The sequence below is a fragment of the Enterococcus sulfureus ATCC 49903 genome, from assembly GCF_000407605.1.
Taxonomy (GTDB): Bacteria; Bacillota; Bacilli; order Lactobacillales; family Enterococcaceae; genus Enterococcus_G; species Enterococcus_G sulfureus.
Window position 1 is genome coordinate 14,599 of the sequence record NZ_ASWO01000003.1, and the last position, 23,466, is coordinate 38,064.

Annotated in this window: 20 protein-coding genes; 7 read left to right on the forward strand and 13 right to left on the reverse strand. The window is 36.2% G+C overall.

Annotated elements, in window-relative coordinates; translation table 11 throughout:
* Positions 1-10 precede the first annotated feature (10 nt).
* The 9 genes from rsmG to mnmE form a co-directional block, all read right to left on the reverse strand.
* The gene (gene rsmG, locus I573_RS03840) at positions 11-727 is read right to left on the reverse strand and encodes a 16S rRNA (guanine(527)-N(7))-methyltransferase RsmG (protein WP_016186256.1); all 717 of its coding nucleotides are present in this window, start codon (positions 725-727) and stop codon (positions 11-13) included.
* A gap of 222 nt (positions 728-949) precedes the next feature.
* Positions 950-1,669, reverse strand: a complete 720-nt coding sequence (locus I573_RS03845; protein WP_245555063.1) for a hypothetical protein — start codon at positions 1,667-1,669, stop codon at positions 950-952.
* 252 nt (positions 1,670-1,921) lie between these two features.
* Positions 1,922-3,064: a carboxynorspermidine decarboxylase gene (gene nspC / locus I573_RS03850; protein WP_016186254.1), complete on the reverse strand. Its 1,143-nt coding sequence runs from the start codon at positions 3,062-3,064 to the stop codon at positions 1,922-1,924.
* Positions 3,064-4,266, reverse strand: coding sequence for a saccharopine dehydrogenase family protein (locus tag I573_RS03855; protein WP_016186253.1), 1,203 nt, complete (start codon positions 4,264-4,266; stop codon positions 3,064-3,066). The genes nspC and I573_RS03855 overlap by 1 nt, the downstream gene beginning before the upstream one ends.
* Positions 4,267-4,280: 14 nt before the next feature.
* Positions 4,281-5,132: an agmatinase gene (gene speB, locus I573_RS03860; RefSeq protein ID WP_016186252.1), complete on the reverse strand. Its 852-nt coding sequence runs from the start codon at positions 5,130-5,132 to the stop codon at positions 4,281-4,283.
* Positions 5,116-5,973, reverse strand: a complete 858-nt coding sequence (gene speE, locus I573_RS03865; RefSeq protein WP_016186251.1) for a polyamine aminopropyltransferase — start codon at positions 5,971-5,973, stop codon at positions 5,116-5,118. The genes speB and speE overlap by 17 nt, the downstream gene beginning before the upstream one ends.
* A 4-nt stretch (positions 5,974-5,977) precedes the next feature.
* A complete protein-coding gene (locus I573_RS03870; RefSeq protein ID WP_016186250.1) occupies positions 5,978-7,429 on the reverse strand; it encodes an aminotransferase class I/II-fold pyridoxal phosphate-dependent enzyme in 1,452 nt (483 codons plus the stop codon).
* Between the two features lie 506 nt (positions 7,430-7,935).
* Positions 7,936-9,831: a tRNA uridine-5-carboxymethylaminomethyl(34) synthesis enzyme MnmG gene (gene mnmG, locus I573_RS03875; RefSeq protein ID WP_016186249.1), complete on the reverse strand. Its 1,896-nt coding sequence runs from the start codon at positions 9,829-9,831 to the stop codon at positions 7,936-7,938.
* A 12-nt stretch (positions 9,832-9,843) separates the two neighbouring features.
* Positions 9,844-11,241 carry a tRNA uridine-5-carboxymethylaminomethyl(34) synthesis GTPase MnmE gene (mnmE, locus tag I573_RS03880; protein ID WP_016186248.1) on the reverse strand — a complete coding sequence of 466 codons (1,398 nt, stop codon included), beginning with the start codon at positions 11,239-11,241 and terminating at the stop codon, positions 9,844-9,846.
* Positions 11,242-11,480: 239 nt separating this feature from the next.
* On the opposite strand from mnmE, the gene I573_RS03885 reads away from it, so the two are divergent.
* Positions 11,481-11,831, forward strand: a complete 351-nt coding sequence (locus tag I573_RS03885) for a heavy metal-binding domain-containing protein (protein WP_016186247.1) — start codon at positions 11,481-11,483, stop codon at positions 11,829-11,831.
* Positions 11,832-11,972: 141 nt separating this feature from the next.
* Here I573_RS03885 and jag read toward each other — a convergent pair whose 3' ends face one another.
* From jag to rpmH, 4 genes are all read right to left on the reverse strand, one after another.
* Positions 11,973-12,707, reverse strand: coding sequence for an RNA-binding cell elongation regulator Jag/EloR (jag, locus tag I573_RS03890; protein ID WP_016186246.1), 735 nt, complete (start codon positions 12,705-12,707; stop codon positions 11,973-11,975).
* 30 nt (positions 12,708-12,737) lie between these two features.
* The gene (locus I573_RS03895) at positions 12,738-13,565 is read right to left on the reverse strand and encodes a YidC/Oxa1 family membrane protein insertase (protein ID WP_035020521.1); all 828 of its coding nucleotides are present in this window, start codon (positions 13,563-13,565) and stop codon (positions 12,738-12,740) included.
* A 17-nt stretch (positions 13,566-13,582) separates the two neighbouring features.
* Positions 13,583-13,921: a ribonuclease P protein component gene (gene rnpA, locus I573_RS03900; RefSeq protein WP_016186244.1), complete on the reverse strand. Its 339-nt coding sequence runs from the start codon at positions 13,919-13,921 to the stop codon at positions 13,583-13,585.
* A 119-nt stretch (positions 13,922-14,040) separates the two neighbouring features.
* Positions 14,041-14,175, reverse strand: a complete 135-nt coding sequence (rpmH, locus tag I573_RS03905) for a 50S ribosomal protein L34 (protein ID WP_035020523.1) — start codon at positions 14,173-14,175, stop codon at positions 14,041-14,043.
* Between the two features lie 555 nt (positions 14,176-14,730).
* On the opposite strand from rpmH, the gene dnaA reads away from it, so the two are divergent.
* The 6 genes from dnaA (at position 14,731) to gyrA (ending at position 23,384) form a co-directional block, all read left to right on the forward strand.
* Positions 14,731-16,065 carry a chromosomal replication initiator protein DnaA gene (gene dnaA / locus I573_RS03910; protein WP_016186243.1) on the forward strand — a complete coding sequence of 445 codons (1,335 nt, stop codon included), beginning with the start codon at positions 14,731-14,733 and terminating at the stop codon, positions 16,063-16,065.
* 172 nt (positions 16,066-16,237) lie between these two features.
* Positions 16,238-17,368 carry a DNA polymerase III subunit beta gene (dnaN, locus tag I573_RS03915; RefSeq protein WP_016186242.1) on the forward strand — a complete coding sequence of 377 codons (1,131 nt, stop codon included), beginning with the start codon at positions 16,238-16,240 and terminating at the stop codon, positions 17,366-17,368.
* A 222-nt stretch (positions 17,369-17,590) separates the two neighbouring features.
* Entirely contained in the window at positions 17,591-17,830 is a 240-nt protein-coding gene (gene yaaA, locus I573_RS03920; RefSeq protein WP_016186241.1) for a S4 domain-containing protein YaaA, read from the forward strand.
* On the forward strand, positions 17,817-18,938 hold the full coding sequence (gene recF / locus I573_RS03925; protein ID WP_016186240.1) for a DNA replication/repair protein RecF: 1,122 nt from the start codon (positions 17,817-17,819) through the stop codon (positions 18,936-18,938). The genes yaaA and recF overlap by 14 nt, the downstream gene beginning before the upstream one ends.
* The gene (gene gyrB, locus I573_RS03930; RefSeq protein ID WP_016186239.1) at positions 18,939-20,891 is read left to right on the forward strand and encodes a DNA topoisomerase (ATP-hydrolyzing) subunit B; all 1,953 of its coding nucleotides are present in this window, start codon (positions 18,939-18,941) and stop codon (positions 20,889-20,891) included.
* 21 nt (positions 20,892-20,912) lie between these two features.
* The gene (gene gyrA / locus I573_RS03935) at positions 20,913-23,384 is read left to right on the forward strand and encodes a DNA gyrase subunit A (protein WP_016186238.1); all 2,472 of its coding nucleotides are present in this window, start codon (positions 20,913-20,915) and stop codon (positions 23,382-23,384) included.
* Positions 23,385-23,466 lie beyond the last annotated feature (82 nt).

Here is a 23,466-nt window from a genome sequence, read left to right on the forward strand (position 1 = left end):
TGACGCCTCCCTATTTAATCGGTTGTTTATTTGGTGTTCCAGGTTTTCTTGGATACTTCTTAGGTGTTTCTTTACGCTTTTCAATAATCAGAAAATGACGATGATCTCCACTAATTGGCAATACCATTTCTTTATCTTCACTGTATTTTCCACCTAAAATGGCAATAGCCGGTTTTGCTTCCAGTAACTCTTCTTCAGCTTTTGCTGCTTTCAATGCACAAAAAATTCCACCTTTTTTTAACAATGGCAAACACAGTTCAGCTAATACGTTTAATCGAGCAACGGCACGAGCGGTAACATAATCAAACTGCTCACGAAATTGGCTATTTTGACCAAATGTTTCGGCACGGTCATGATACAACTCGACACCTGTAAGCCCTAGCTCAGAAACGAGTGTTTGAAGAAAGTTAATTCGTTTATTTAACGAGTCAACAATCGTAACTTGTAATTCCGGAAAAACGATTTTCAATGGGATACTTGGAAACCCAGCACCTGATCCGACATCGCATAATTTAGTGTTTGGATCAAAATCCATTGCGAAAGCCAACAAAATCGAATCATAAAAATGTTTTAAATAGACTTCTTTTTCCTCAGTGATAGCTGTTAAATTGATTTTTTCATTCCAATCTACTAACAATTCAAAATACTGTTGAAATTGATTCATTTGTAGTTCAGATAATTCGATATTTTTTTGATGTAATGCTTGTTTAAATTCTTCAGGTAACATATCTTTTCCTCTCTAAAGGGCATCATATTATGTATAATTTCATTATATTCGTGAAACAAAAATCTGTTTCACAGACTAAAACTAAGTGTAACGTAATTCGTTCATGCTTACAATACCTCTACGTTTTTTTCAATAAAGCTTAAATGTTTTTTTTATTGTTTCACGTGAAACATAAAAGACCTATACTCCCTCAATAGAAGTACAGATCCTTTATAAAAAAATCTATATGTGATAACGGAATTGATGCCAATTTTTAACTGTTGGACCTAGATACATCAGTTTTTTTCTTACTAAACTTCTAGCTATAATATGTTCTATTACTGAAAAATCCTCTATTAAAATACCGAGTTGTATAGATATCGAACCACTTTTAACGATTTCTGCAGAGACAGTTTCATAAATTTGTTGTTCAAGTTTTACAACATCTACATCCGGATCTACAACTAAATGAAGTTGATCGACACTACTTGCGTCGATTTGATAGTCGATTTGTTGTGCTTCTAATATTGTAAACAAGCGCAATCGCTCTGCTAACCGACGTGTAAATTGATATTTTTCAATCATGATAGGAATGCCCAAATCTACTTGATAGCAAGTCGTTTCTCTTGCTAACTGTTGACTAATTATTTGTTTAAAGCGACATTCGAACGATAGCTTTTGATTATGAACGAATAGCCCTAACATCGATTTAGTTGCAAAGACTAATGATGCCTGATTTAATGCGTAATTAAAGCGATACACACCTTTTGTAGATAAACGATAAGTATAGTCAGATTCTTGTTGAAAATCAGATACATTCAATTTTAGTGCTACACTCGTCTTTATACAATATTCTAATAAAACTGGTCCAAACAAATACTCTAATGTATCAATGTATTTTGTTTGCTGTATGTTCCTCATCGCTAACTGACAAGTTGATATAAATTCAGTATACTCGTCCAACGAAAGCTTCTGTATTAAAAAGGCAAAACGTGTTTCTAAATGATCCATTGCTTTTTGTATCGCAGCTTCAACTGTATCGTCTGTTTTAAAAAAAGCATCTACTTGTTGATGAAGTTTAGTCGACCATTTTAATAAGATGACGTTCTTAGTTGAGGACTTTGAAACTTGAAAAACGATACGATAGAATCTATCTTCTGTTAGAAGTCTAGAATTACATACGAAGATATTTATTGATTTTTGTTGTTCCACAGGCTAAGACAGTCTTTCTTTAAACGTATCATAGCTAAACTTTTTAATACAAGTCAGTTTGTTTTCTAAGTCACATGTATAAATCGATGCAAGTGGCATTCCGTTAAATGTATTGGTTTTTACCATTGAATAAATCGCCATATCACAGAAAATAACGCGATCTCCAATTTTCAATGGCTGTTTAAATGCATAATCTCCAATAATGTCACCTGCTAAACAAGTCGGACCACCAAAACGATAGGTATAAGGTGCTTCATTCGGCAAGTAACTTTCAAGAATATGTGGTCGATAAGGCATTTCTAAAACATCCGGCATATGACAAGTTGCCGAAGTATCCAAAATTGCATTTTTTATCGTTCCATTATGCGTAATATCTAAAACTGAAGCGACTAAATACCCCGCATTTAAAGCTACAGCTTCGCCTGGTTCTAAATAAACTTGTAGGTTATATGTGCGTTGAATATGAGTAATCAATTGGCATAATAGATCCATATCGTAACCGTTTCGAGTAATATGATGTCCTCCACCAAAATTGATCCACTCTAATTGATGGAGATACTCTCCAAAATCTGCTTCGATTTTTTCTAGTGTAATTGCTAAAGCATCCGCATCTTGTTCACACAACGTATGAAAATGTAATCCACTTATTCCTGTTAAATCTGCTGTTTTTAACGCATCAAGTGTTATTCCAAGACGTGATCCGGGTGCACAAGGATCATAAATACTAGGACCATCTTGCGTCGAAATTTGCGGATTCACTCTTAATCCGCAAATTTTATTCGCTTGTAACACTTGATTCTTATATGTTTCCCACTGTGTCAACGAATTAAAAACAAAGTGATCGGCGACTTCCAATAATTCTGTAACCTCTTGTGCTCGAAAAGCTGGAGAATAAACATGTGTTTCTTTACCAAATTCTTCAGAACCTAAACGCGCTTCATAAATTCCGCTAGCAGTAGTTCCATCTAAATACTCTGCCATTAGAGGATAGTAAGCATACATTGAAAAAGCTTTTTGAGCTAATAAGATTTTACAACCGGTTACTTCTTTGATGTGACGCAATTGCTCAAGATTTTTACGTAAAAGACGTTCTTCGATCACAAAACTTGGGGTCATGACTTGATCTACAGGCCAAGAAATTTCCATTATTCACTCACCAAAACAGGTGCAAAATCTTCTTTCCAAGGTAATCCCCAAACATTCAAAGCATCCATAAAAGGATCTGGATTCATTTCTTCAACGTTATAAACACCAGGTTTTTGCCATAACCCTTGAACCACTAACATCGCGCCAATCATCGCTGGCACACCAGTAGTATAAGAAACTGCTTGTGATCCTACTTCACGGTAACACTCTTCATGATCACAAACATTGTAAACATAGTAATTTACTTCTTTCCCATCTTTTTTCCCACGATAGATACACCCAATATTCGTTTTTCCTTTAGTACGCGGACCTAATGAAGCTGGATCTGGTAAAACAGCTTTTAAGAATTGTAATGGAATAATTTCTTTACCTTCATACATGATTGGTTCGATTGAGGTCATTCCAACGTTTTCTAAGCTACGTAAATGCGTCAAATAACTTTCACCAAATGTCATAAAGAAACGGATTCGTTTGATTCCTTTGATATTTAATGCTAATGATTCTAATTCTTCATGGTGTAATAAATACATATCTTTAGGCCCTACTTCTGGAAAATCATATACTTTTTTGATTTCCATCGGTTTCGTTTCAATCCATTGTCCTTCTTCCCAGTAACTTCCATTAGCTGAAACTTCACGGATATTGATTTCAGGATTAAAATTAGTTGCAAATGGATACCCATGATCACCAGCATTGCAATCTAAAATATCAATATAATTGATTTCATCAAAATAATGTTTTTGTGCATAAGCTGAAAATACACCTGTGACACCTGGATCAAATCCAGAACCTAAGATTGCTGTGATTCCTGCTTGTTCAAATTTTTCACGGTACTCCCATTGCCATTTATATTCGAATTTTGCGGTATCTTCTGGTTCATAATTTGCTGTATCTAAATAGTGCGTCTTTGTTGCTAAACAGGCATCCATAATCGTTAAATCTTGATAAGGTAATGCCAAATTGATCACGATATCTGGTTGTACTTTTTCAATTAGTGCAATCAATTCATCAACATTATCCGCATCTACTTGAGCTGTTGTAATAGTTGTTCCTTTGCCGTCTAATTCAGCTTTTAATGCTTCACATTTTGAAACGGTCCGTGAAGCAATACATAATTCATCAAACACCTCATGATTTTGTACGATTTTATGAACAGTAACTCCCGCGACGCCACCTGCGCCAATAACTAATGCTTTTGCCATTATTTTTCCCCCTCTTAGTTTGTTGCTAATAATATCTCACGAATAATTTTCCCTGCCAAAGCAGTTGATGCTCCACTTAGGTCATATTGTGGTGACAATTCATTGACATCGATCCCCACGATCGGAAGTGCTGAAATTTCTAAAATTGCTTGTAATAATTCTGGAAACATGACACCACCTGCTTCAGGTGTTCCTGTACCAGGAAATGCTGCTGGATCCAATACATCCAAATCTAGTGTGAAATAAACCGGTACCTTTTTCTCTTTTAATGTTGCAACAACTTCTGTTAAGCCAGTAAAATCAAATTTTTGTAAATAAGTATGTTCTTTAGCAAACTTAAATTCTGCTCGCTCCCCTGAACGAATCCCAAATTGATAGATTTTATCGTCACCAATCAAATCATGTACGCGACGAATCACTGTTGCGTGTGATAATTTGGCATCTAAATAGGTATCACGCAGATCTGTATGTGCATCAAATTGAATAACATGAATATCTGGATACTGTTCAAAAATCGCTTCAAATGCACCTAACGTAACCAAATGTTCGCCACCAATCATAAACGGACGTTTTTTAGCGGCTAAAATCGTAGCAGTTTGTTGTTTAATATCTTTTAATGCCAAATCGACACGTCCAAAAGATAACTCCAAATCACCAGCATCAAAAATCGCAAGATCTTCTAAATCTTTATCTTGGTAAGGGCTATACGTTTCTAGGCCAAATGAATCAGCACGAATCGCTCGACTCGCAAAGCGTGTGCCTGGACGAAACGAAGTTGTTGAATCAAAAGGTGCACCAAATAGTACGGTTGTAGCGTCTTCAAACGACGCATCACAAGCAAGAAATGTTTCAATGTTTGGTTTCATTTTCTAAAAACTCCTTTATATAGGTCGGTAAGTAAAATGCGCCTTGATGAATCATTGGATTATAAAAATGTGTCATAATCTGTTTATCCGACCACTTTTCAATATTTAGATTGACTAAAGGATCGATTTGTTTACTTGAAAATCCAAATAATAAATATCCAGCAGCATAGCTTGGGACACTTGTCATATAAACTTCGTTGATAGGAAAAACACTGGCAACTGTTCGTCTGATATGAGCAAGTGCATCTAAATCTTCTTGATAAAATCCGTTTGCTTGTTGGCTAATTAATATTCCATTTTCGGAAAGAGCATTATAACAATTTCCATAGAATTCTTTAGTAAATAAGCTTTCATTGATACCAAATGGATCTGCAGAATCAACAATGATTAAATCATAAATTTCTTTCGTTACTCGAACGTATCGTAAGCCATCTTGGATAAATAAGCGGACTCTAGGATCAGCAAAACTTTGTTTTGAATAAGCTAGATATTGTTTACTTACTTCAATCACCCGTTCATCTAGCTCAACCACATCGATTTGTGTAACCATATCATATTTTTCTAATTCTTTTAAAACACCGCCATCACATCCACCTAAGACTAAAACCTTTTTGATTTCCACGTTAGTAGCCATAGCGACATGGACCATCATTTCACTATAGAAAAATTCATCTTTATCTGTTGTAATCAATTGTCCATCAAGGGTCAGTAATCGACCAAATTCACTCGACTCAAAAATATCAATTTGCTGGTATTCCGATCGTTCTTGATACAACTGAGACTCTACTTTAATAGATAATTTGACTCCTTCATTGTGGTAATCAGATAACCATAAATCCATTTACTCATCCCCTTACTACGCGAATGCTATTTAATTCTGGATCCTCTGTCCCCATTAAAAAACAGCCTTTTTCTTTTGCATACAAAATATGTTCAATAACTTCGGATGTAATTCGTTCACCTGGTGCTACGATAGGAATACCTGGCGGATAGCACATCACCATCTCTCCAGCTATTTGATTTAAACTATCACTCAATATCATAGACTCTTTGGTAGCAAAAAAAGCTTGCTTAGGTGTCATTACGACTTCGGTTTTAGCAATATCAAATACTAGTAAGTCTTTTTTAGGCTTTTTAAAGCGACGTCTAATTTCTAAAAGCGCACCGACTAAACGTTCAATATCAACAATTCTATCACCGACAGAGATATACGCTAAAATATTGGCCGTATCTCCAAATTCAATTTGGATATTGTATTCATCACGTAAAAGATCATAGACCTCAGAACCAGTTAAACCCAAACCAGTTGTTTGAATGACTAATTTAGTCCGATCAAAGTCATAAATACCGCTACGATCAATAACTTCTGTCGAATAGGCATAGTAATCACCGATTTCATTGATTTCATCACGTGCATATTGAGCTAAATCTAAAACACGTTGAAAAATTTCTTTTCCTCTTAATGCTAATGTCTGTCTTGAAAGATCTAAACTTGCCATTAATAAATAGCTCGCACTTGTGGTTTGTGTTAAATTAATAATTTGACGTACGTATTCCCCATCTAATTCGTCATTACACAATAAAAATGAACTTTGCGTTAATGATCCACCTGATTTGTGCATACTAACCGCGGCCATATCACATCCTGCATGCATTGCAGCAATGGGTAAGTTTTTCCCAAAATACAAATGTGTTCCATGTGCTTCATCAACTAGTACCCTCAATCCAGCTTGGTGTGCATATTCTGTAATATGAACCAGATCAGAACAAATCCCATAGTAAGTTGGATTATTTACCAAGATCGCTTTCGCTTCTGGATGTAGATCAATTGCTTCTTTAACAAGTTCCAAAGGCATCCCTGTTGAGATCTCTAAGTCTTTTTGTAATGGTGTCTCGACATAAACTGGAATCCCTCCACACATGATCAGCGCGTTGATGACACTTTTATGCACATTACGCGGCAAAATAATCATATCGCCTTCTTTAATCGTGGCATAGATCATGTTTTGAACTGCTTGCGTCGTCCCATTGACCATAAAAAAAGCATGTGCAGCAGAAAATGCTTGTGCTGCTAGTTCTTCAGCTTCACGAATAACTGATACAGGATGGCTCAAATTATCTAATAGTTGCATCGAATTAGCGTCCATAGCAATTGCTTTTTCTCCAAAAAGTTGAGTTAACTCGGTACTTCCTTTACCACGTTTATGTCCTGGCACATCAAATGGTACAACGCGACGCTTTTGGAGTTGATACAATGCCTCCACAATTGGTGCTTGATTTTGGTTTATCTCTTTCATTGTCTCCGCCCTTCTCTAAGTTTTTTTACAAAAAAAGCACACCACTATCAACTATAGTGGTGTGCTGAAAAATTCTACCTAAATAAACCCATGACCGTCTATACAAATCAATTGTATACAACCATCATATCTATGGGTATGTAGAACGCTAGAGCCTTTTCTATAGTACATCTTGACTTTTACTATTCTCACTGATCGTCTTTGTGAACGAAAAATTCACAAAAAATTTGAGTCGATAACTTAGTGCTATCTCTTCAATGGGCGCGGAAGCCCCTTTACTACTTCAAACCTGTTAGAATATCTAACAGCAATAAGTTTGGCTAAAGTCAAAGATAATACTCGCCTCTCTCGTTCGCAACAAACGTTGCATGAAAGAGAATAACATAGATTATATTTTTTGACAAGACACTTTTTTGTTTCACATGAAACATTTCAAATAAAAAAATTAGTGAATCTAGTAAAATAAAAAAAACTATGACAGAAATCTGTCACAGCCTCTTTTTACTCTAATTAGCTACTTTTGCAATTTTTCCTTGTTCGATGTAAACCATCAAAATACTTAAATCAGCTGGATTCACACCACTGATTCGGCTAGCTTGTGCAAGTGTTTCAGGTTGAATTTTTTGTAATTTTTGTTTCGCTTCAGTTGCTAAACCGTTGATTGCATCATAATCGATATGTTCTGGAATTCGTTTTGCTTCCATACGTTTCAATTTTTCAACTTTTTCCATTGCTTTATTAATATAGCCTTCATATTTGATTTGAATTTCTACTTGTTCAATTTCTTTTTTTGTTAAGGCTTCATTCACTTCGATAAAGGGCACAATCACATTATAAGTAATCTCAGGACGTTTTAATAATTCATAAGCTAAAATACCATCTTTTAATTCGGCTGAGTTAGCGGCTACTAATGCAGCTTGAAGTTCTTTGGTTGGTTTCAAACGAATGGTTTTTAAACGAGCAATTTCTGCTTCAACAGCAGCCTTTTTGGCTAAATAAGTTTGATATTGCTCTTCTTTTACAAGTCCTGCTTCATGACCCATTTCTGTCAAACGAAGATCTGCATTATCATGACGTAAAATCAAACGATATTCTGCACGAGATGTCAATAAACGATAGGGTTCATTTGTTCCTTTTGTTACTAAATCATCGATCATCACTCCGATGTAACCATCGCTACGTTTTAACACAAGAGGATCTTTTCCTTGAACTTTTAATGCCGCATTCATTCCTGCAATTAACCCTTGACCGGCGGCTTCTTCATACCCACTCGTGCCATTGGTTTGGCCTGCAGTATATAGATTTTCAATCACTTTCGTCTCTAAGGTTGGGCGTAATTGATGTGGTACAACAACATCATACTCAATCGCATATCCTGTACGCATCATCTCAACATTTTCTAGTCCTGCAATCGAGCGTAACATGCTCACTTGGACATCTTCAGGTAAAGATGTTGATAATCCTTGGACATAGACTTCTTCAGTATTTAAGCCTTCTGGTTCTAAAAATAGTTGATGACGAGGTTTATCTGAAAAACGTACGATTTTATCTTCAATCGAAGGACAATAGCGGGCCCCCACACCTTCAACAATTCCCGTAAACATTGGCGCGCGATGAAGATTTTCTTGAATAATTTCATGAGTTCCTTCGTTTGTATATGTTAACCAACAAGGTTCTTGTTCAATTTTATAGGCACTATCTGGTGTTTGAAAACTAAAATGATTTGGTTCTTCATCACCGGGTTGAATCTCTGTTACTGAGTAATCGATCGTACTTGATTTTACACGAGGGGGTGTCCCCGTTTTAAAACGCGCGATTTCTAGACCTAATTCTTGCAAATGATCCGCTAATCCAACAGATGGTTGTGAATTATTTGGACCTGATGAATATTTTAGTTCACCAATAATAATTTCACCACGTAATGCGGTTCCTGCTGTAATCACGACAGCTTTAGCTCCATAACGTGCTCCAGTAGATGTGACTACACCTTTACACACTCCATCTTCAACAATCAAACGTTCAACGATTCCTTGACGCAAAGTTAGGTTTTCTTCACGTTCGATAGTATGTTTCATTTCAGATGAATATTCATGCTTATCCGCTTGAGCACGTAAAGCGCGAACTGCTGGTCCTTTACCAGTATTGAGCATTCTCATCTGAATATATGTTTTATCGATATTTCGTCCCATTTCGCCACCGAGAGCATCTATTTCACGGACTACGACACCTTTCGCTGGTCCCCCCACTGAAGGATTACATGGCATGAAGCCTACCATATCTAGATTAATTGTAATCAATAACGTCTTATTGCCCATACGACTAGCTGCTAAAGCTGCTTCTGAACCCGCATGACCTGCACCGACGACAATAACGTCAAAAGATTCTGCTGTATATTCTTGCATTTATATTCTCCTTTATTTTCCTAAACAAAATTGGCTAAACAATTGGGTAATCAATTCGTCTTGAACGCTATCCCCAACAACTTCACCTAAAGCATCCCAACAACGGGTCATATCGATTTGTACTAAATCAACCGGCATTCCTAATTCGATACCTTGAATGACCTCACTTAACGAATGTGCAGCTTGGTCCAATAAAGCAATGTGGCGTGTATTGGATACATAAGAAGCATCTTTATCTGCAGTTTGACCTCCAAAGAATAGATCGGCTATCGCATGTTCCAAATGATCCAAACCATCTTGATTTAAAACTGAAACTTCAAATAATGGTGCCTCACCGACTAATTTTCGAACTTTACTTCGATCTAATTGACTTGGTAAATCTGTTTTATTTAATAAAATAATTCGTTTACTCTCTTTGGTGACTTCGATCAACTGTTCGTCTTCTTTAGAAAGAGGTTCACTTTGATTTAACACGAGTAAAATCAAATCTGCTTTCGCTAAAGCTTGGCGACTTCGTTCCACACCGATGCGTTCAACAATATCCTCCGTATCACGAATACCTGCTGTATCAACTAGTTTTAAAGGAACTCCACGAACATTGACATATTCTTCAATCACATCACGCGTTGTTCCAGCAATATCAGTTACGATTGCTTTTTCTTCACGTAATAAATGGTTCAATAAGCTGGATTTCCCTACATTAGGACGTCCAATAATTGCCGTATCCAATCCTTCTCGTAAAATTTTTCCTTGTTGTGCGGTTTGCAATAAGGATTCAATTTGTGCTTTTACTTGGGTTGCTTTTTCTAATAATAAACGCGTCGTCATCTCTTCTACGTCATCATATTCAGGATAATCGATGTTTACTTCGACTTGAGCAAGCGTTTCTAAAATTTCTTGACGTAACGCACGAATCAGATGAGAAAGATTCCCATCCAATTGATTCAATGCAAGGTTCATTGCCTTATCTGTTTTGGCACGAATCAAGTCCATCACGGCTTCAGCTTGTGATAGATCCACACGGCCGTTTAAAAATGCTCGTTTGGTAAATTCACCAGGCTCAGCTAAACGAGCTCCTTGACGTAATAATAATTGCAATAATTGATTGACTACTACGATACCGCCGTGACAATTGATTTCGATTACATCTTCTCTTGTGAATGTTTTTGGTGCACGCATAACTGAGACCATAACTTCATCCATCAATTTATCGTCTTTAGGATCCACAATATGCCCATAATGTATGGTATGACTTGCTACATTCACTAGCTGCTTACTTCCAGCTTTAAATACACGATCAGCGATCTCAACTGCCTGATCACCACTTAAACGGACAATACTAATTGCCCCTTCTCCAGGCGGTGTGGATATGGCTGCGATTGTATCAAATTCTTGTGTAATTTCTGCCATGTTACTTCCTCACTTTCTATTATTCCATCGCACAAAAAAAGTGCACACTCCACCCCAAGAGGTGAACGTTGCACTTTGACTGCTTCTGTCCATTAATTCTGGAGATAGCTTAGCATATTTTCTTTATTCTGACAAGTTGGACTTCTTTTTAAAGTTTACTTATTCAGTTTTGCACAAGTGGATAAAAAAGAGTAAAATAAGACAAAAGACTTTTTATTTACTTTTAGGAGGAATTTATTATGAGTATTTCACTACGTCATCGTCATGACTATTCAGAAGAAGAAAATCGCCGCATTGATGAAATTGTGTTATCCACAGGTAATGTGAATAAACCCTATGTTGTACGTGATATCGTATTTGCTTCAGAAAAATTAGAAGTCGATTTATTTGATCCTATCGTTGATCCAAATGATCTATTAAAAAATATCTCTTATCGCTTGCGTGAAAAAGCCTATTCTTATGGTGCAAGTGCAGTAATCAATTGTCATTTTGAACATGATCATGTTGTTCATCCAGATGGTACAACATTCTTAGAAATTTTCGCTTATGGTACTGTCGTTCAATATACACAATCCACAATCGGTGGATAACTCTGTGGATAAAAAAAGGATCCCTCATGATGAGGGATCCTTTTTTGCTATCACTTTTTCGAATGGAAGTGATAAGAATGATTTCGTTTTCAATCATACGACGGATTAAATCATTTGTCAATCTACAGAAAGCTTACTTTTTTATGCTTTTGGTTCAATCACTAAGTAGCGATATGGCTCGTCACCTTCAGAATGAGTTTGAACATTACCATTTTTACTCAATACTGCGTGAATCTGTTTACGTTCAAATGCAGGCATCGGTTCTAAAAAAATCGGACGTTTGGTTTGTGTAACTTTTTGTGCGGTTTTTTCGGCTAAGCGTTCTAGTATTTCTTGACGTTTTTCACGATAATCACCCACATTGACTACAATAGAACGTTTTTCTTTCCATTTACGATGTAAAAATACTTGTGCTAGATATTGTAGCGCATTTAACGTTTTCCCATGCTTTCCAATCAGCAAGCCTTGCTTACTCGTATTGATTTGATACAACACGATCTCTTTTTTTTGAACTAATTCGACAGTGACGAGTTCAGTTGAAATGAGTTGTCTTGCAATTGTTTCTAAGTATACACGCAGTTCTTCCAAAGCACTTTCTTCTGTTACTGGTTCTGTGGATAAAACTGTGGGTAACTCGCTATTTTCATCTAGCAAGTTTTCCACTAGTACCTCATGTTCAACTAGTTCGACTTCTTTTTGACTCTCAAAAGATTGTTTTCGTTCAATTTGGACTTTAGCCTCTTTTTTACCAAGACCAAAAATTCCTTTTTTAGCCTCTTGTAGAATGGTAATCGTTGCCTCGTCTTTTGAAATCCCTAATGAACGTAAACCATCTTCAATTGCGATCGTTGAAGTACTCGCTGTAAAAATTGGCATATTCAAAACTCCTTCCTACAACTCAAAAAGTTATTTTTTCTTTTTCTTTCCTAAGGCATTGTTTTTTGCCCGTTGCATAGCACGTTCTTTTTCTCGAATTGCTCTTGCTGCTTCTTCACGTTCACGTTTCAAAACAAACGGATTGTTTATCATTAACGTTTGGATTACTTGGAACCCATTTGAAACTACCCAATATAAAGATAATCCACTGGCCAAATTAACTCCCATGAATAAAATCATTGCTGGCATTACAACATTCATGATTTTTAAACTAGCATTTGATTCTACTTGACTCATACTTGATAAATACGTACTACCAAATGTAAAGATTGCTGCTAAGATAGGTAAAATATAGTAAGGATCTTTAGAACCTAGTTGTAGCCATAAAAAATGGCCTTCTGTTAACGCAGGTACACGTGAGATAGATTGCCATAATGCCATCAAAATCGGCATTTGGATAACTAAAGGCAAACAACCGATATAAGGATTCACATTATTTTCTGCGTATAAACGTTGTGTTTCTTCACGCAATTTTTGTTGCGTTTGCATATCTTTAGCAGAATACTCTTTTTGCAACTGTTTTAACCGAGGCTGTAGCTCTTGTGTTTTACGCATGCTCTTCGTTTGAAAATGCATCAACGGTAACAAAATAATTCGAATGATAATAGTAAATAGGATAATACCGATACCGGCATTACCAAAAGACAATGCTTTAATCGCTTGGGCAAAATAATAAACGATATATCGATCCCATACATTGGTGCTTTGTACCGAGACCTCGCTAGTTCCACATGCCGATAATAAAACGACCATGACTACTAGACTCAACATTAATAGTAGACGCTTTCTTTTTTTCACGAAACGTTCTCTCTCCCTTACTTGATTATTCCTGCAAGTGCGAATACATGTTTCAAATTCGAATATACTTCTTGAGAGGCCAAGTCAACGGTGGATGGACGTGCGATCACTATAAAATCTAAATCTGAGCGGATCTCATCATGTAAAGATGTGATACTTGCTCTTATTTTTCGTTTCACAGCATTTCGATGTACGGCATTCCCCACTTTTTTTCCAACTGATAATCCTACACGAAAATGCGTTTGATCCGGTTTTTCTAATATGTATACAATAAATTTACGATTCGCAAACGATTTTCCTGTATGAAATACTTTTTGAAATTCTTTTTCTTTCTTTACTCGATATGCCTTTCTCATCCTCAATTCATCCATTCTTTTTGATTATACTCACGAGATCATCATACCATATTTCAAAGTCTTCCTTCATTAGGTTTCTTTAAAAAAGGGTATAAAAAAAACCACTGAGGTTCAGTGGCTTATGCAGAAAGAACCTTTCTGCCTTTACGACGACGGCTAGTTAAGACGCGACGTCCATTTTTTGTGCTCATGCGTTTACGGAATCCGTGAACTTTTTGACGTTTACGTTTATTTGGTTGATACGTTCTTTTCAATGATTTCACCTCCAAATAGAAATTCTATTCGTTCTATTATGTAGAAACATACTTTGATAGTATACCGAAAGATCAACGTATTTGTCAATAAAAAAATTATTTCCTTCCCGACGTCTTTTCCCTTTTTTTCTTCAAAAAGTTACCCACAATTCTATCCACATATTAGAAAAAAGCTATGGATAACTCTAAAATGAAAAAAACTTTTAAAAAAGTTATCCCCGGGGTTTTCCACAAGTTATCCACAAATACACAGCTTGTGGAAAAGTTTTGCACATCTATTTAAAAACTGTGGAAAAGTCTTTTAAAAGTATTAATACCAATCTTGATTATACACAAAGACCTGTGTATAACCTGTTTATCTAAAAAGTTATCCCCAAAAAACAAGTTCCTGTGTATAACTGTTATACACAGGTGTGAAAAAGTCTTTCCACAGTTTTTTTAATTTGTGGATAAATCTAATTTAATTCCATTATTTTTAATTGATTCTGTGGAAAAGTTTTATTATTCATGCTACATTTAGACTATCTATTTATTTATATAAGGAGGCACGCAAGTATGACATCTCTTGATGAAATTTGGAAAGAGCTTCAAGAACGATACAAAAAAGAGATGAATTTCGTTAGTTATAATACTTGGGTCGACACTGCACAACCTCTTTCCTTTCAAAAAAATCAATTAATGATTGAAGTTCCAAGTGAACTACATAAAAATTATTGGGAAAAAAATTTAGCTGGACAGATTTTAGAAACAGGTTATCGTTTGAATGGAGAAGAGTTATTTCCTATATTTGTCACACCAGATGAATCGACAAAATATACAGAACCTCTTCCTGAAAAAGAACTTCCAAAAGATGACTATTTGGACGCACAATCTGTACTAAATCCTAAATATACCTTTGATACATTTGTGATTGGAAAAGGAAATCAAATGGCACATGCTGCAGCGTTAGTAGTCGCTGAAGATCCTGGATCAATTTATAATCCACTTTTTTTCTATGGTGGAGTTGGTTTAGGTAAGACTCACTTGATGCATGCAATCGGACACCAAATGTTGCAAAGAAGACCTGATGCAAAAATAAAATACGTCAGTAGCGAGAACTTTACAAATGATTTCATCAATTCGATTAAAAGAAAAGAAATGGAAGCATTTCGTGAAGAATACCGTACAGTCGATTTATTATTAGTAGATGATATTCAATTTTTAGTCAATAAAGAAGGTACACAAGAAGAATTCTTTAATACATTCGAGGAGCTTTATTTAAATAATAAGCAAATCGTATTAACAAGCGATCGTTTACCAAACGAAATTCCAACTTTACCAGAAAGATTAGTTTCTCGTTTTGCTTGGGGATTATCTGTGGATATTACGCCTCCAGATCTGGAAACTAGAACTGCTATTTTAAGGAAAAAAGCCGAAGCTGAACGTTTAGAAATACCGGACGATACACTTAGTTATATTGCAGGTCAAATCGATTCAAATATACGTGAACTAGAGGGTGCTTTAGTTCGAGTTCAAGCGTTTGCGACTATGAAAAATGCTGATATTTCAACAAGTTTAGCTGCTGAAGCTTTAAAGGCTTTAAAAGGCTTAGAGCCGATTGGACAAGTTTCTGTTTTAAAAATCCAAGAAAAAGTATCTAATTACTATAGTATATCGATTGCGGATTTAAAGGGGAAAAAGCGTGTAAAAAGTATCGTCGTTCCTAGACAAATTGCGATGTATCTAGCTCGAGAACTTACGGATAGCTCTCTTCCTAAGATTGGCGCTGAGTTTGGTGGAAAAGATCATACAACTGTCATTCATGCTCATGAGAAAATTCAACAATTGATCAAAAACGATCCTATATTGGAACGTGAGGTGGCGGAGCTTAAACAACTAGTCATGGGATAATGTGGATAACACCTGATTTTATCCACACAGTTATTCACAGCTTATCCACAAGAAAAAAATCGTCAATCCTTTGTGGTTCAACAGATTTATCTTAGTTATCCACAATATTCACAGCCCTATTACTATTACTATTCTTTTATTAATAATAAATATATAAAAAGGAGATCTCCCAATGAAATTAACTCTACATCGTTCAACCTTTATGCAAGAATTACAAAAAGTACAACGTGCTATTTCAAGTAAAACGACAATTCCTATTTTGACAGGAGTAAAACTTAGTCTAAACCATAGTGGTCTTACCTTAACAGGTAGTAACGCAGATATTTCAATCGAAACTTTTTTAAGTGTAGAAAATGAAAAAGCGCAAATGACGATTGAACAAACAGGTGCTATTGTATTGCAAGCACGATTTTTTAGTGAAATCATTAAACGGTTACCTGAAGATTTTTTCACTATGAATGTTATTGAGAACAATCAAGTTGAAATTACTTCTGGTAAGGCAAGTTTTACTGTGAATGGATTGGATGCTGATAATTATCCACATCTTCCTGTTGTGGAAACAACTAATCAATTAGCTGTTCCAATTCAAATTTTGAATCAACTGATTAATGAAACGGTATTTGCGGTTTCTCAACACGAAAGTCGTCCTATCCTAACTGGTGTACATATGGTTTTAAAAGAACAACAATTACTCGCAGTTGCTACAGATTCACATCGCTTAAGCCAAAGAGTGATTCCTTTAGGTGCTGAGCATGACCAATTTGATATTGTTATTCCCGGAAAAAGTTTAATAGAACTCTCTCGTTCTCTAGGCGAACTTGATGAATCTGTTGAAATCAGTATTATGGAAAACCAAGTTTTATTTGAAACTCCGACAACTAAATTTTACTCAAGACTACTTGAAGGAACTTATCCAGATACCAATAGATTGATTCCAAATAGTTTTAATACGGAGATTGAATTTTCAGTACGTTCATTACAAGCTGCGATCGAACGGGCATCTTTACTGTCACATGAAGGACGAAATAATATCGTAAAATTATCGATTACTGCAAGTGAAGTCGTATTATATGGAAATTCTCCAGAAGTTGGCCGTGTAGAAGAAGTGTTGTCTTACGAAAAAGTAAGTGGTGATCCACTAGAAATTTCATTCAATCCAGATTACATGAAAAAAGCCTTGCAAGCTTTCGGAGATACATCGATTTCGGTACGATTCATCTCTGCAATTCGTCCGTTCACTTTAGAACCTACTGAAGGAAACGGTGCATTTATTCAATTAATTACACCAGTTCGTACAAACTAATTTTCAATTTTCTAAGAAAATGTCCTGAAAAGGAAAAGAAAACAATACTTATGCTAAATCAAGGTTTAAATTCCATTTTAAGCCTTGATTTTTATTTTGGGATAAATCTATCAAAATAGGTATAACTTGTCTTAAAAGCATAAATAAATAGGGAAATTTGTTTTATAGGGGAAAAAATAGTATAATAGAAGCATATGTCTTGTGGAAGAATTGAGGGAAAAAATGAAAGAAAAAATCTTTTTAACATCAGAATATATGACACTTGGACAAATGTTAAAAGAAGTAACGATTATTAGTAGTGGTGGACAGGCTAAATGGTTTCTTGCCGAAAACACTGTTTTTGTAGATGGAGAGGTTGAAAATCGTCGTGGTCGCAAATTATATGCTGGTATGATGATTGAGATTCCAGAATATGGTACATATTTCATGGCTTCACAGGATCAACAACATGAGACTGAGTAATTTAGAATTACTGAATTTTAGAAACTATGAGAACCTTTCACTGGTTTTTGAAAAAGACTTGGTTATTTTTTTAGGTGAGAATGCCCAAGGAAAAACTAACGCTCTAGAAGCTATTTATGCACTAGCGATGACTCGTAGTCATCGAACGACACATGAGCAAGAATTGATCGAATGGCAAAAAAAAGAAGCTAGCGTGAGAGGAACAATCGAAAAAAAAAGTCATAAGGTTCTCCTAGATGTTTGTTTTACAAAAAAGGGACGCCGAACTAAAATCAATCATTTAGAGCAAAAAAAATTGAGTTCATATGTAGGTCAAATGAATGTCATTTTATTTGCGCCTGAAGATTTAGCACTGGTAAAGGGAACGCCACAATTAAGACGCAAATTTCTAGATATGGAAATCGGACAGATCAGTCCTGTTTATTTACATAATCTTGTTCAATATCAACATGTGTTAAAGCAACGTAACCTATACTTAAAACAATTAGCAGAAACAAAAAAAGCAGATGAGCTTTATTTGACCATTTTGACGGAACAATTAGTTGAATTTGGAAGTAAAGTGTTGTTTGAACGATTGCAATTTATTAAGAAGTTAGAATATTGGGCGAATACGTTGCATCAATCGATTAGCCAACAAAAAGAAACTTTGACGATCACTTATGATTCTTCAATCGACTTATCAACAGATTCCACAATGAAATCAATTGTGGAGAGTTATCAACAGGCCTTGGGGAAAACTCAAAAAAATGAACGATTTAGGCAAGTCACGCTCGTAGGTCCTCACCGAGATGAGTTGCTTTTTTTTATTAATGGCCGCAATGTGCAAACATATGGTTCACAAGGTCAACAAAGAACGACTGCATTAAGCGTGAAACTTGCAGAAATCGACTTAATGAAAGAAGAAACGGGAGAATATCCGATTTTGCTTTTAGATGATGTAATGAGCGAACTTGATGATTCTAGACAGTTGCACTTACTAGAGGCGATCGAAGGGAAAGTTCAAACATTTTTAACGACAACAACATTGGATCATGTAAAAGAAAAAATGACGGTCGAACCGATGATTTATTATGTGGAACAAGGAAAGATAAAAGGAGAGAGTGCCTAAATGACGGAAGAAGAGAAAAATTTAGTCGAACGTGCCAAAGAATATGATGCGAGCCAAATCCAAGTTCTGGAAGGCTTGGAAGCTGTTCGTAAAAGACCTGGTATGTATATTGGTTCAACAAGTTCAGAAGGACTTCACCACTTGGTATGGGAAATTGTGGATAATTCTATCGATGAGGCATTGGCGGGTTTCGCTACAAAAATCGAAGTAATTGTGGAAAAAGATAATAGTATTACGGTAATTGATGATGGGCGTGGAATTCCTGTGGATATCCAAGCAAAAACTGGTCGTCCTGCTGTTGAAACTGTATTTACTGTTTTACATGCAGGTGGAAAATTTGGCGGAGGTGGATATAAAGTTTCTGGTGGTTTGCACGGTGTAGGCTCATCTGTTGTAAATGCTCTATCCACAACTTTAGATGTCAAAGTATACAAAGATGGGAAAATTTATCACCAACAATACCAACGTGGGGCAGTAAATGAAGATCTTAAAGTTATTGGTGAAACTCAATTACATGGAACAGAAGTTCATTTTGTTCCAGATCCAGAGATTTTTCAAGAAACAACTGAATTCAATTTTGACAAATTAGCTACTCGTGTACGAGAGTTAGCCTTTTTAAATCGTGGTTTGCATATCTCAATTGAAGATCGTCGTGTCGAAGAAGAAGTTGTTTTGCGTGAATACCATTATGAAGGTGGGATCAAGAGTTACGTCGAGCATTTGAATGCGACAAAAACGGTATTGTTCCCAGAGCCAATCTATTTAGAAGGAAATCAGCAAGATATCAGTGTTGAGGTCTCTATGCAATATACTGATGGGTACCATACAAATCTATTGAGTTTTGCTAACAATATCCACACATATGAAGGTGGAACACATGAATCAGGATTTAAAACTGCTTTGACTCGTGTGATCAATGACTATGCACGTAAACAAAAATTGATGAAAGAAAATGATGACAATCTAACCGGAGAAGATGTTCGTGAAGGCTTGACAGCAGTGATTTCAATCAAGCATCCAGATCCTCAATTTGAAGGACAAACAAAAACCAAATTAGGAAATTCGGAAGTACGTACAGTAACAGATCGATTATTTTCTGAGCATTTTTCTAAATTTTTATTTGAAAATCCTAATGTAGGTCGCCAAATCGTTGAAAAAGGAATGTTAGCTTCTAAAGCGAGACTTGCAGCAAAACGCGCACGTGAAGTGACTCGTCGTAAAGGGGCTCTAGAAATCAGTAGTCTACCAGGAAAACTGGCGGATTGTTCAAGTCGTGAGCCTGAAAAATGTGAACTATTCATCGTAGAGGGAGATTCTGCTGGTGGTTCAGCCAAACAAGGACGTGACCGTGAATTTCAAGCGATTTTACCTATTCGAGGTAAAATTTTAAATGTGGAAAAAGCAACAATGGATAAAATTTTAGCTAACGAAGAAATTCGTTCTTTATTTACAGCAATGGGAACTGGTTTTGGTGGCGATTTTGATGTCTCGAAAGCACGTTATCACAAATTAGTTATCATGACCGATGCCGATGTCGATGGGGCACATATTCGCACGTTATTGTTGACTCTATTTTATCGCTATATGCGTCCAATTGTAGAAGCTGGTTATGTCTATATTGCACAACCACCACTGTATGGAGTGAAACAAGGTAAAAATATTACGTATGTTCAACCAGGTAAACGTGCTGAAGAAGAATTACAACGTGTCATTTCTGAATTACCAGCATCGCCAAAACCAAGCGTACAACGTTATAAAGGATTAGGTGAAATGGATGATCATCAATTATGGGAAACCACGATGGATCCTGAAAACCGCATGATGCTACAAGTAACTGTGGATGACGCGATCGAAGCCGATCAAGTTTTCGAGATGTTAATGGGTGATCGGGTTGAACCTCGCCGTGCGTTCATCGAAGAAAATGCACATTACGTGAAAAACTTAGATATCTAGTTTTAAAGGAGGAAATACCCATTGAGTGAAGAAATCAAGCAAAATATTCACCACGTAAATCTAACTAGTGAAATGAAAGATTCTTTTATCGATTATGCTATGAGTGTTATTGTAGCTCGTGCACTACCAGATGTTCGTGATGGATTAAAACCTGTTCATCGTCGTATTTTATATGGAATGAATGAATTGGGTGTTACACCAGATCGTGCGCATAAAAAATCAGCACGTATCGTAGGGGATGTGATGGGGAAATACCATCCTCACGGAGATAGTGCGATTTATGAATCGATGGTACGTATGGCCCAACCATTTAGCTATCGTTATATGTTAGTTGATGGTCATGGAAATTTTGGTTCTGTCGATGGTGATGGAGCTGCAGCGATGCGGTATACAGAAGCACGTATGAGTCGTTTAGCTGTTGAGATGTTACGCGATATCAATAAAGATACTGTGGATTTTCAAAGTAACTATGACGATACAGAACGTGAACCAGCTGTTTTGCCAGCACGTTTTCCTAACCTTTTAGTCAATGGAACAACAGGGATTGCAGTTGGGATGGCCACGAATATTCCACCACATAATTTAAATGAAGTGATCGCTGCGATCGACCTTGTGATGGAAAATCCAGAAGTAACAACAAGTGAATTGATGGAAGTTATTCCTGGACCTGATTTCCCAACCGGTGGTATCGTAATGGGAAAATCCGGCATTCGTCGTGCGTATGAAACGGGTAAGGGATCAATTATCGTTCGTGGTCGTGTAGAAATCGACGAGATGAAAAATGGGAAGGAACGTATTTTAATTACGGAATTACCCTATATGGTCAATAAAGCAAAATTGATCGAACGAATTTCTGAATTACATCGTGATAAACGAATAGAGGGAATTACTGCCTTGCGTGATGAATCAAGTCGTGCAGGAATGCGTATCGTGATCGAAATTCGTCGCGATGTCAGTGCATCTGTTATTTTAAATAATATTTACAAGATGACCGCCTTGCAATCCTCATTTGGTTTCAATATGTTAGCAATTGAAAATGGCGTGCCTAAAGTATTGAGTTTAAAACGTATTTTAGAAGATTACTTAGAGCACCAAAAAGAAGTTATTACTAGACGTACACGTTTTGACAAAGCCAAAGCAGAAGCTCGTGCGCATATTTTAGAAGGTCTACGTATTGCGTTAGATCATATCGATGAAATTATCACGATTATTCGAGCAGCCAAAGCAGATGATGAAGCTAAACAAGCTTTGATTGAACGATTTGAATTTTCAGATCGACAAGCACAAGCGATCTTGGATATGCGTTTACGTCGTTTGACAGGTTTAGAACGTGATAAAATCGAAAATGAGTACCAAGAATTGTTGAAATTAATTGCGGATTTAACCGATATCTTAGCACGTCCAGAGCGCGTACTTCAAATCATCAAAGAAGAATTGCATGAATTAGGAACACGTTTTGGTGACAAACGTCGAACTGAATTATTGGTTGGTGAAGTCTTATCTCTAGAAGATGAAGATTTGATCGAAGAAGAAGAAATCGTCATTACATTAACGAATAATGGCTATATCAAACGCTTAGCCAATAGTGAATTTAGATCACAGAGACGCGGTGGTCGAGGTGTACAAGGGATGGGCGTACATGATGAAGATTTTGTTAAAAACTTGGTATCTTGTTCGACCCACGATACATTACTATACTTCACAAATGCTGGGAAAGTTTACAAATCAAAAGGCTATGAAATTCCTGAATATGGACGTACAGCAAAAGGAATTCCTGTGATCAATTTATTAGGAATAGACTCAAGCGAACGCATCCAAGCAATTGTACCTGTTTCTAAGCAAGAAAATACTGAAGAAGAGTATCTATTCTTTACAACACGTTTAGGTGTCGTAAAACGTACTTCAGTGGCAGCATTCTCAAATATTAGAAGCAATGGATTGATTGCTATCGGTTTGAAAGAAAATGATGAATTAGTCAATGTTCTTCAAACTAAAGGTCAAAATACAGTGATCATCGGCACGCACTTAGGTTACTCTGTAACGTTCACAGAAGAAGTTGTCCGTGATATGGGGCGTATGGCAGCAGGTGTACGTGGTATTCGTTTACGTGACGAAGACTATGTAGTAGGATCGGCAATTTTACGTGAAGATAGCGAAGTATTAGTCATTACTGAAAATGGGTATGGTAAACGTACAGCGAGCCAAGAATATCCACTTAAAGGTCGTGGTGGTAAAGGGATTAAGACTGCGAACATTACTGAAAAAAATGGACCATTAGCTGGATTAACCACAGTCAATGGTGACGAGGATATATTGATGATTACCAATAAAGGTGTAATTATCCGCTTTAATGTAGCAAGTGTTTCGCAAACTGGCCGTTCAACGTTAGGTGTTCGTTTAATGAAAATGGAAAATGGAGCAAAAGTTGTAACAATGGCAACGGTTGAACCAGAGGAAGTAGAAGAAACTGAAGAAAACACCTCTGAAGAATAATAAATAAAAAAAGAAACTGCTTAAAATTATGCAGTTTCTTTTTTTATTACGTATTTATTAATGATGGGGAAGAAAAAAGATA

What these genes read in the sequence shown, in the direction of transcription:
- speE (WP_016186251.1), bottom strand. Translation starts at nt 5,973, where the DNA reads ATGGATTTATGGTTATCTGATTACCACAATGAAGGAGTCAAATTATCT.
- mnmG (WP_016186249.1), bottom strand. Translation starts at nt 9,831, where the DNA reads ATGCAAGAATATACAGCAGAATCTTTTGACGTTATTGTCGTCGGTGCA.
- I573_RS03885 (WP_016186247.1), top strand. Translation starts at nt 11,481, where the DNA reads ATGAGTATTTCACTACGTCATCGTCATGACTATTCAGAAGAAGAAAAT.
- I573_RS03870 (WP_016186250.1), bottom strand. Translation starts at nt 7,429, where the DNA reads ATGAAAGAGATAAACCAAAATCAAGCACCAATTGTGGAGGCATTGTAT.
- speB (WP_016186252.1), bottom strand. Translation starts at nt 5,132, where the DNA reads ATGAAACCAAACATTGAAACATTTCTTGCTTGTGATGCGTCGTTTGAA.
- recF (WP_016186240.1), top strand. Translation starts at nt 17,817, where the DNA reads ATGAGACTGAGTAATTTAGAATTACTGAATTTTAGAAACTATGAGAAC.
- nspC (WP_016186254.1), bottom strand. Translation starts at nt 3,064, where the DNA reads ATGGAAATTTCTTGGCCTGTAGATCAAGTCATGACCCCAAGTTTTGTG.
- rsmG (WP_016186256.1), bottom strand. Translation starts at nt 727, where the DNA reads ATGTTACCTGAAGAATTTAAACAAGCATTACATCAAAAAAATATCGAA.
- jag (WP_016186246.1), bottom strand. Translation starts at nt 12,707, where the DNA reads ATGCCAATTTTTACAGCGAGTACTTCAACGATCGCAATTGAAGATGGT.
- rnpA (WP_016186244.1), bottom strand. Translation starts at nt 13,921, where the DNA reads ATGAGAAAGGCATATCGAGTAAAGAAAGAAAAAGAATTTCAAAAAGTA.
- yaaA (WP_016186241.1), top strand. Translation starts at nt 17,591, where the DNA reads ATGAAAGAAAAAATCTTTTTAACATCAGAATATATGACACTTGGACAA.
- gyrB (WP_016186239.1), top strand. Translation starts at nt 18,939, where the DNA reads ATGACGGAAGAAGAGAAAAATTTAGTCGAACGTGCCAAAGAATATGAT.
- dnaA (WP_016186243.1), top strand. Translation starts at nt 14,731, where the DNA reads ATGACATCTCTTGATGAAATTTGGAAAGAGCTTCAAGAACGATACAAA.
- I573_RS03855 (WP_016186253.1), bottom strand. Translation starts at nt 4,266, where the DNA reads ATGGCAAAAGCATTAGTTATTGGCGCAGGTGGCGTCGCGGGAGTTACT.
- mnmE (WP_016186248.1), bottom strand. Translation starts at nt 11,241, where the DNA reads ATGGCAGAAATTACACAAGAATTTGATACAATCGCAGCCATATCCACA.
- dnaN (WP_016186242.1), top strand. Translation starts at nt 16,238, where the DNA reads ATGAAATTAACTCTACATCGTTCAACCTTTATGCAAGAATTACAAAAA.